We start from the raw sequence: 640 nt of genomic DNA, 5'->3' as shown, positions 1-640 counted from the left end.
ACGTGTACGGCCGCAAGCCGGGCACCTGATCCCGGCGCGTGTGCCGCAGGACACAGGAGAGGGGAACGAACTCGCCCGCAGGTCTTGACAGATGAGAAGATCGACGTGATCAGTAACACGGTCCGATATGTCCGGTTGGCTCGCGATTACTCACATCGTCTTCACGCCGGGCGCCGTATGCTTCACAGCATGTCCACTGTTGAACCCTCCTCCGAGCGATCGGCTGCCGAGGTCAACGAGGAGATCCGGGCCCTGTGGCTCCGCTCGGCCGGCACACTGAGCGTCGAGCAGCGCGCGGAGTACCAGCGGCTCGTCATGGAGTGGGCCAGCGCGGCCCCGGAGTCCGCGAACGCCGCCTGACCGGCGCCCGGAGGATCCTCGCCCCGGCCCGTCGGCAGCAGTCACGGGCCGGTCCTCGCACCGGCCCGTATCAGCCCCACATCGCCGAGTACCGCCGCCGGTACGCCTTGCGGTCCTGCTCCGTGCGGATCCGCCGCGTGGCCACCAGCGCCACGAGGCTGCCCGCCACGACCAGCAGGCCCGGACCGAGGTGGCGACGGGCCGTGAGCCGGGCGAGCAGGGGCGTGCCCCCGGCGCCCGGCACCGGGGCCCCCGTCACCGGGCCGCCCGCCACCGCGCC

General features: G+C 72.0%; 2 protein-coding genes. One reads left to right on the top strand and one right to left on the bottom strand.

The window, feature by feature from the left end; translation table 11 throughout:
- Positions 1-189: 189 nt before the first annotated feature.
- Positions 190-360, top strand: a complete 171-nt coding sequence (locus tag DMC61_RS41045; RefSeq protein WP_199750246.1) for a hypothetical protein — start codon at positions 190-192, stop codon at positions 358-360.
- Between the two features lie 70 nt (positions 361-430).
- On the opposite strand, the gene DMC61_RS41040 is transcribed toward DMC61_RS41045, so the two are convergent.
- Positions 431-640, bottom strand: a 210-nt coding sequence (locus DMC61_RS41040; RefSeq protein ID WP_199750245.1) for a hypothetical protein, incomplete at its 5' end; no start/stop codon positions are given.

Origin of the sequence: Amycolatopsis sp. WAC 04169 (assembly GCF_003947535.1) — a bacterium.
GTDB lineage: Bacteria > Actinomycetota > Actinomycetes > Mycobacteriales > Pseudonocardiaceae > Amycolatopsis > Amycolatopsis keratiniphila.
The sequence above is the reverse complement of the archived record's forward strand: the minus strand, read 5'-3'. Positions and strand labels throughout refer to the sequence as shown.